This is a genomic window from uncultured Moraxella sp. (assembly GCF_945873075.1).
Lineage (GTDB): Bacteria > Pseudomonadota > Gammaproteobacteria > Pseudomonadales > Moraxellaceae > Moraxella.
This window is the reverse complement of sequence record NZ_CAMCBS010000042.1, coordinates 1-8,323: the sequence shown is the minus strand read 5'-3', so window position 1 is coordinate 8,323 and position 8,323 is coordinate 1. Positions and strand designations below refer to the sequence as shown.

Here is an 8,323-nt window from a genome sequence, read left to right as displayed (position 1 = left end):
TAGTTTGGGGTAGTATAACCTCTTATGGGGTGTCTGGGAATATTGTACCGGTACAGACCCGCACGGTGGGCAGTGGTGCTTTAGAAGGTCAAGAAATCGTTCAAAAATATCGTGACAACCAAAAAGTTAATGATGGCAATACAACCAACAACACAGACACCAACACGAAGGAGGCAGGCAAATGCGATCCATTAAAGACAAACTTATGCGCAAAATAGTTGATACCCAACCGCCTGAGGGGTTCTGGTATAAAATGGAGACAAAAAATGAGATAAAAGACACCGATAAAATGCACGGCATTCAAGCTCGCTCCATCCTATCCTTTGCCGTATTTGGAGCCTATCTAGTGGGCAATAAACAATATTTTGATCCATTTTTACCCGGACTAATACGATGGTGCCAAACCGCCATAGAGTTAAAAGTAGAGTCGGGCTGGAAACCACAAGATGTATGTCTTATCTATGAAGGATATGCAGGATCTACTTGGGTTTATACAGGTCAAGATGATGTTGCCATTTGGAAAGAGTGTTTGGAATATACCAATTTATGGTTTTTTGCAGAAAAAAATCCAACTGATTTCTCAAAAACCAAAGCTAAAGGCATTGAAATAAACTTATTTTACACCTACTTACAACGCTGTTTATTTGCCAAAGAATATAAGCTGGGCATTGATGTCTATGAATATTTTAAGGGCAAAAAAGAGGTTAAATTAACCTCAAAAACAGGATTGGTAACCCTAATGTATGCCGTCTTACGCCATTATGAATATGGGGAATTTGACAAAGCGCGACTTAATAAAGTCTGTCGTCAAGTATTGGGCAAAGAGTTAAAATTCGTCTATTCCAAAGGTTGCCTTGATGATGCAGTGTATTGGCTAAAAACCATGTGTGCCTTGCGTGATAGGCTCCACACCCCAGAAGAAGTGGTATTGACTTTTTATGAGTTTTTGGAAGATGATGAAATTCCTGATGAACTCAAACCCTTATTAAAACAAAAAGACACACTGACTCGTACAGAGCTTATTGCTCAAAAGCTTATCTAAAATTTGACAAGAAACTGCACCGGTACAAAGAGTTGATACAAAAAGGAATAAATAATGTTTATCAATAATTGGAAGTTTAAGAAATGGCAACAAGAAATGCAAGATTCTGTATATAATTCGGATTCTAGTTTGCGTGCCTATATAAATCTTGAAATTTACCCTGAAGACATAGAGATATTTCTTAATGTATTAACGCCAAAAATCTTTGAAATAGGCGATAGGGTGTTTTTTGACATAGATGGTGAGCAAGAAATAATTATTAGAGAGAGTTATAGAAAAAAAAGATCCTATTGATAGAAATGATGCAGAACGACAAAAAGACTGGAACTCTATAAATGTTGCAGAGATATTTTTTAATAACATGGATAATTCATCCGATGAAACTATTTTAAATATTGCAAATCTCATTAAGCATAATTGGGAATACCATTTACAAAAAGCTTATCCCGATACTAAATTCATTGTGGAAATTTATGGAGAAAATTTTGAGCCTTGGATAACATTTTATCAGCCATAAATAAAGTTTATGCATTAAATCTATACCTAAAAAACTTGAAAACTACCACAAGATTAGTTTTTAACATCAAGTGCGTGTTAGGCATGATTACAAAGCTTTGATTTAAAACGGTGCGTAATACGCACCTTACATCTTGTAGCAAGTTTCCCAATACCACCAACACTAAGCCCTTGACCGCTTACCCACCAACACAATCCCAACAAGCACCATCACCGCCCCGATGATAAAGCTGGTCGTCATCGCATCGCCCAAAATCCACGCCCCAAGCACCACCCCAAAAATCGGCGTCATCAAAATCAGCGCACCGATATCCGCCGAGCGATAGCGGGTCAATAGCCAAAACCATGCCACAGTCGCAAAAAACGCCACAAACACCGCTTGAAATCCGACGCTCAGCACGCTGGCAGTTTGCCAATGCATCACCGCTTGGTCGGTTGCTATCGCATACACCCACAGCAGCACGCCGATGGCAAACAGCTGATAGGCGAGCACTTGTTTGGCAGGCAGTGTGCCAAGGCTTGTCATGCGGATAATCACCGTCGTCAAGCCCCACGATAAGCCTGCCGCCAATGCCAAGCCATCGCCTAATAGCGAGCCATCCGCCTGTGATGACAACAAAAACGCCACCGCAATCCCACCAAAAGCAAGCCCCATGCCAAGCCACTGGGTGAGCGACAGCCGTTCATCTTTGACCAAAAAATGCAAAAACAACGCCGAAAACAGCGGTGAAGTATATAAAAACACCACACTGCGAGAGGCGCTGGTATAGCGTAAGGATTCACCTGCCAAGAGTGATTCAAAGGCAAAAAGCACACCGACCAATAGCCCAAGCCCGATTTGTTTGGGATTGAATCTAAGCTCTTTTTGGTACACCATAAAACCAAGCAAAATCACAAGACCAAACAATGACCGCATGGATAGCTGCATCACAGGCGAGACTTCATGATGGCTTAGCTTGATGGCGATATTGGTCAATCCAAGAAATAAACAGCATACCACCATCGTGCTGATGGCAATATGGTCAAGGGGGCGTCTGGTGGAAGTTGGCATGATAAAATGAAAAATTATATCACGAAAGCCATCAAAATCAAGCCAAAACAAATTTAAAATTAACAATAAAATCAACGGCTTAATCATGATTTTTGACAGCTTTGGCAAGCTAGATATCACAGGTTTGGTGACTGATATCAAAAGTTCTTTGGGCTTTTTTGTACTTTTTTCTTGAAATTGTCCTCTATTGGCTATATATTTAAAGGACGAACAATTACTGTTCGCAGTTTATCCAATCAACTAATCAACAAAGAAGGAATACCGTAATGGCATTTACTCTACCTGAGCTAGGCTACAGCTACGACGCACTAGAACCGCATTTTGACAAAGAAACAATGGAAATCCACCATTCACGCCACCACCAAGCGTATGTGAACAACGCTAATGGTCTATTAGAAGGCACTGAGTGGGCGGACAAATCTGCTGAAGAAGTCATTGCAAATCTAGACAAACTACCAGCTGACAAGCAAACTGGCGTGCGTAACAATGCAGGTGGTCATGCTAACCACAGCCTATTTTGGACTATCCTAAAAACTGGCACTGAGCTTGGTGGCAGCCTAAAAGACGCTATCGTGCGTGATTTTGGTTCGGTAGAAGCGTTCCAAGAACAGTTCGAAAAAGCGGCAGCGACTCGCTTTGGTTCAGGCTGGGCGTGGCTAGTACTAGACGGTGGCGTGCTAAAAGTAGTTAGCACAGCGAACCAAGACAGCCCATTGATGGGTACTGCGGTAGCAGGTTGCCAAGGTTTCCCTATCATCGGTCTTGATGTGTGGGAGCACGCTTATTACCTAAAATACCAAAACAAACGCCCAGACTACATCAAAGCATTCTGGAGCGTGGTAAACTGGGACGAAGCACAAAAACGCTTTGATTCTGCGCAGTAATCGCCCATAATACCAAAAAATCGCATTCAGTGATGGATGCGATTTTTTTATATAAGTTTAAATGGTTTATTAATTAAATTCAGTATTTATTAACAACTTATACAAATTATACAAACACTTCCCAAGCCAACGCCACTGCAATAATCACAAACACCACGCCACACAGACGATTGAGCCATAATAGGCGATTGCCATACCCAAGCCAGTTGGCAAGCTTTTGACCGCTTAGCGCATAGACAAACTGCCAAAAGGTTTCAATGATATAAAAACCAATGACTAAAATCACATATTGGGGCAATAGCGGTGCTGAAAAGTTGATGAATTTTGGGAAAAATGCCGCAAAAAATAAAATCGCCTTAGGGTTGGATAACGACACCCAGATGCCTGTGCGAAACAGCGCCCACTGTGAGCCACTCATCTGAACGCCACTGCCAAAGCTACTACCATGGCTAAACCATGACTGCACACCAAGATACGCCAAATACGCTGCGCCAAGCACCTTGACCGTATCAAGAATCAGCGGATATTGGCTGATTAGGCTAAGCCCAAACAGGGATGCGCTAAGCAAGATGAGTAGCCCAAGCATGAGCCCTGCCATCGCCCATAGGGTCTTTTTGATACCGTAGTTGAGCCCGCATTGAAAGGCGAACAGCATATTTGACCCGGGTGTGGCAGAAACGAGCAGGGTGCTGATGGCGAAGAATAAGAATAATTGAATGGTCATGGTTTACTAAACAATCCATCAAGCCTGTGCTGTGCGGACGACTTTGGGTTCTTTGATGGGCAGATTACTCACCGCCGCCAAAAATGCCAACGCCATATCGACATACCACATATAGGCATAATTACCAAAGCTATCAATGGCAAGACCGCCAAAATACGCCCCAAGAAAGCCACCGATTTGATGGCTAAGCAGTGTCAAGCCAAACAAAGTCGCCAAATAACGCACGCCAAACAGCTTGCCAATCGCGCCTGCGGTTGGTGGCACGGTCGCAAGCCAAGTCAGACCAAGCCCGATGGCAAAGATATAAAAGGTCATCGGCGTCTGTGGTGCAATCAGATAAATCGCCACCAAAATCACACGGCTAAGATACATCCAAAACAGAATATATTTACACTGCCAACGACCTACCGACCAGCCGACAAACAGACTGCCTGCGACATTGGATAGACCAATCAATGCCAATGACCAAGATGCCACCGATGAGCTTAATCCTGCTAAGGTCACTTCGGTCGGTAAGTGCGTCACCAAAAATGCAATATGAAATCCACAGGTAAAAAATGCCAAATGAATCAACAGATAATTGCGGTCAGCCATCGCAGATTTGATGGCGGATGATAAGGACTGCTGCGGCTGATTGGTGGTGGGGGTAGTACTGCCAAGACTTTGGGCAAAGCCACGAGTCAGATACCACGCCAAAGGCAAGCACAGTAAGCTGATGCCTGCTAGGACATAAAACGCCTTTGACCAGCCGACCAATGGCAAGCTAATCAGTAGCTGTAACATCGGCGCGAACAAAAACTGCCCAAAGCTTGAGCCAGCATTGATGATGCCAGATGCCGTGCCCCGAGCCTGTTCGGGCACTTGATTGGCGACTTGTCCCATCAGCACCGAGAAACTGCCTGCGCCAGCCCCAAAAGCAATCAGCACACCCAAAGTCAATGTCAGCCCCCAAGCGGACAACAGATGTGGCACTAAGGCACAACCGACTGCAAGCACAATCGTCCCAAGCAGTAGCACCCACCACGCCCCAAAGCGGTCGGCAATCGCCCCTGTAATCGGCTGTGATACGCCCCACATCAGCTGTGTCACCGCCAAGGCAAAGCTGATTTGCACGATATTCACCGAAGTATCACTGGTAATCGGCTGAATAAATAAGCCCAATGACAAACGAATCCCTGTGGTGATAAGTAAAATCGTCGCAGCGATGGCGACCAATGACCAGACGGCAGTGGACTTTGTCATAACATTCCCAATCTTGAGCGAATAAAGCGATTAAAATAAAGCGAATAATCCGAAAAACAATAAAAATGATGCAAAATAACAGCAGTTATTGTACGCTATCTTGTCGTGATAAATAAAGAGTAAAATCATGTTTGAATTGACATTTTTGGGGACATCCAGTGGCGTGCCCACCACACGGCGCAATGTCTCGGGGCTTGCGGTATCGCTACTGGGCGAAACAGGGCAAACGGGCAAATCCACGCCGTGGATACTCATCGACTGCGGTGAAGCCACACAGCATCAGCTACTACGCACTGCACACAAGCCAAGTATGCTACAGGCGATTATGATCACGCATATGCATGGCGATCATTGCTATGGCTTGATGGGACTGTTGGCAAGTCTTGCCATGCATGGTCGCAGGGCAGCATTGCCCATCATCGCACCGCCTGCACTTGGCGAGCTACTCGATGCATTTATCCGCTTGACCGAGATGAATTTAAGCTATGAGATTGAATTTATTGATATTCATCAGGTGATCGATGATGGTGTGCGATTATCGCTGACGCCACAGCATTGGCTTGATATTGATATTCATAAGCTTAGCCATCGTTGTGAGAGTTTTGGCTTTGGGCTGACGCAGTCCATGACCAAATCTAAGCTTGATACCGATAAACTTTTAGCACAGGGCATTGATAAGGTGCATTGGGGGCGGATTTTAAAATCAGCGCAGAGCGGTATGGTGCAGATTGAGATTGATGGCGTGATGATGGATGCTCATCAGTTTTGCCATCGCACCATCAATGCCCAAAAAATCGTCGTCGCAGGCGATAACGATACGCCAAGCCTGCTTGCCGATGCCATCAAAGGTGCAGATGTGCTTGTGCACGAAGCGACTTATACGCAGGCGGTGATGGATAAGATTCTTGCCAAAGGCGTGTTTGACCCCAAGCACTCAAGTGCCAAGATGGTCGCAGAATTTGCCGAGCGTGCAGGCGTGCCATGCCTTGTGCTGACGCATTTTAGTGCGCGCTTTATGCTGTTTGATGACCCAAATGACAGCACGCCAAATATGGGGCATATCCGCACAGAAGCCGAATCTGCCTATGATGGCAAATTGGTACTGGCCACCGATTTGATGACGATTAGCACGGTGGCGGATGTGCCAAAGGTGGTGCGTGCTGATGGTTAGGTGTTAGACTTAAGTTTACTGACACTGCTCACTGATTCATTTGCGTGATTAGCTTGTCTTATTTATTTCGCTGACTTATTTCACAATGATTCTTATTTGCGATATAATGCCATGTTTGGCGGATTAAGCGTCGCTTAGTCTTGTTTGGGTCTCATGTAGATCTGATTAGGCACTTGACATTGAATGATGGATGGTAAGCCGTCGCATCATATGATTGATGATTGAGTGCATGAGAAGTTGCATTAAGGATTTTTATGCAAGAAAAGCAGTTTTTTGGCCATCCCAAGCAGTTGGGCAGTTTGTTTCACCTAGAGCTGTGGGAGCGGTTTTCATACTACGGTATGCAAGCGATTTTGATGATTTATCTGTACTACTCGCTGACCGAAGGGGGCTTGGGTATTGATAAAGGCATCGCAGGCGGTATCGTGGGTGCTTATAGTGGTAGTGTGTATTTATCGACGCTGATTGGCGGTTGGTTTGCCGATCGGGTACTTGGTGCAGAGCGAACGCTATTTTATTCGGGCATCGTGATCATGATTGGTCATATTTTGCTGGCGATTGTACCGGGACTACAGGGCTTGATTTTGGGCTTGGTGTTCGTGGCGCTCGGCTCTGGCGGTGTCAAAGCACCGGTGAGTGCGATGGTTGGTTCATTGTATGAAAATGACAAATATCGCTCGCTGCGTGATGCTGGTTTTTCGATTTTTTATATTGCCATCAATATCGGCGGTCTGCTTGGCCCGTTGCTCGTGGGCTATCTACAAAGTCGCATTGGCTTTCATTATGGCTTTGGTGCAGCGGCAGTCGGTATGGCACTAGGTCTTGTGCTGTATAGCTTTGGGCGTAAGGATTTGGGTCAAAAAACCCCGCCAAACCCACTGACCACATCGGATAAGACCAAAGCACTGATTGGGCTTGTGATTGGCGTTGTGGCAGTGTCGGCGCTTGTGGCATCTGGTGTTTTGACTTTATCAAACTTTAAGATGATGCTGTTTGGTGCGGTGATTGTCATTGCGACGATTTATTTTATTCGCCTGCTCAGCGATAGCCGTGTCAATGGCGACCAAAAACGCCACATTTTGGCATACATTCCGCTGTTTGTGTGTATCTGCGTGTTTTGGGCGATTTTCTTCCAAAATTATACCTTGCTTGTGGTGTTTTTTGATACCCAAGTCGATCGTATGCTTGGCGGCTTTGAGTTCCCTGTAGGCTGGCAGCCATCGATGCAGAGCTTTTGGGTGATTGCGCTGGCAGGCGTGATGTCGGCACTGTGGGCAAAACTTGGCAAAAAATCACCAAGCACACCGGTCAAGTTCAGCTTATCACTGTTGATTACCGCTATTACCTTTACTTTTTATTTGCCATATCTAAAAAGTGGCGATGCGATGCCGATTTTGGTATATCTGTTTTCGCTGGCGGCGATGACGGTGGCAGAGCTACTGATTTCGCCGATTTCACTGTCATTTGCGACCAAGATTGCGCCTGACTTTTTTAAGACGCAGATGGTGGCACTGAACTTTTTGGCGTTGTCGATTGGCATGACTTTTGGTGGGATTTTGTTTGGAGAATATTTTAATGAAGCCAATCCGATTGATTATTATTACATGATGATTTATCTCGGCATTGGTGCAGGGGTGGTATTCTTGCTGATTTCACCGATTTTGAAAAAGATGCTACAAAAAGTGGATTAATT

General features: G+C 44.9%; 9 protein-coding genes. 6 read left to right on the top strand and 3 right to left on the bottom strand.

The annotated features are described in order from the left end of the window. The 3 genes from Q0N89_RS09365 to Q0N89_RS09355 form a co-directional block, all read left to right on the top strand. The coding region (locus tag Q0N89_RS09365; RefSeq protein ID WP_294035753.1) for a hypothetical protein at positions 1-218 on the top strand (218 nt) is incomplete at its 5' end. Beyond that, on the top strand, positions 182-1,042 hold the full coding sequence (locus Q0N89_RS09360; protein WP_294035751.1) for a hypothetical protein: 861 nt from the start codon (positions 182-184) through the stop codon (positions 1,040-1,042). The genes Q0N89_RS09365 and Q0N89_RS09360, both read left to right, overlap by 37 nt. Before the next feature lie 54 nt (positions 1,043-1,096). Further along, positions 1,097-1,336: a hypothetical protein gene (locus Q0N89_RS09355; protein ID WP_294035749.1), complete on the top strand. Its 240-nt coding sequence runs from the start codon at positions 1,097-1,099 to the stop codon at positions 1,334-1,336. Positions 1,337-1,721: 385 nt separating this feature from the next. Here the strand turns inward: Q0N89_RS09355 and Q0N89_RS09350 are convergent, their stop codons facing one another. After that, a complete protein-coding gene (locus Q0N89_RS09350; protein WP_294035746.1) occupies positions 1,722-2,609 on the bottom strand; it encodes a DMT family transporter in 888 nt (295 codons plus the stop codon). Between the two features lie 266 nt (positions 2,610-2,875). Here Q0N89_RS09350 and sodA point away from each other — a divergent pair, with 266 nt between their 5' ends. Continuing rightward, positions 2,876-3,493 carry a superoxide dismutase [Mn] gene (gene sodA, locus Q0N89_RS09345; protein WP_078253535.1) on the top strand — a complete coding sequence of 206 codons (618 nt, stop codon included), beginning with the start codon at positions 2,876-2,878 and terminating at the stop codon, positions 3,491-3,493. A 106-nt stretch (positions 3,494-3,599) separates the two neighbouring features. On the opposite strand, the gene Q0N89_RS09340 is transcribed toward sodA, so the two are convergent. Both Q0N89_RS09340 and Q0N89_RS09335 read right to left on the bottom strand, forming a co-directional pair. Then, entirely contained in the window at positions 3,600-4,217 is a 618-nt protein-coding gene (locus Q0N89_RS09340; protein ID WP_294035743.1) for a LysE family translocator, read from the bottom strand. An 18-nt stretch (positions 4,218-4,235) separates the two neighbouring features. Further along, positions 4,236-5,459, bottom strand: a complete 1,224-nt coding sequence (locus Q0N89_RS09335) for an MFS transporter (protein ID WP_294035741.1) — start codon at positions 5,457-5,459, stop codon at positions 4,236-4,238. A 127-nt stretch (positions 5,460-5,586) separates the two neighbouring features. Here Q0N89_RS09335 and Q0N89_RS09330 point away from each other — a divergent pair, with 127 nt between their 5' ends. Beyond that, positions 5,587-6,630 carry a ribonuclease Z gene (locus Q0N89_RS09330; RefSeq protein ID WP_294035739.1) on the top strand — a complete coding sequence of 348 codons (1,044 nt, stop codon included), beginning with the start codon at positions 5,587-5,589 and terminating at the stop codon, positions 6,628-6,630. A 254-nt stretch (positions 6,631-6,884) separates the two neighbouring features. Then, positions 6,885-8,321, top strand: coding sequence for a peptide MFS transporter (locus Q0N89_RS09325; protein WP_294035737.1), 1,437 nt, complete (start codon positions 6,885-6,887; stop codon positions 8,319-8,321). Positions 8,322-8,323: the final 2 nt, after the last annotated feature.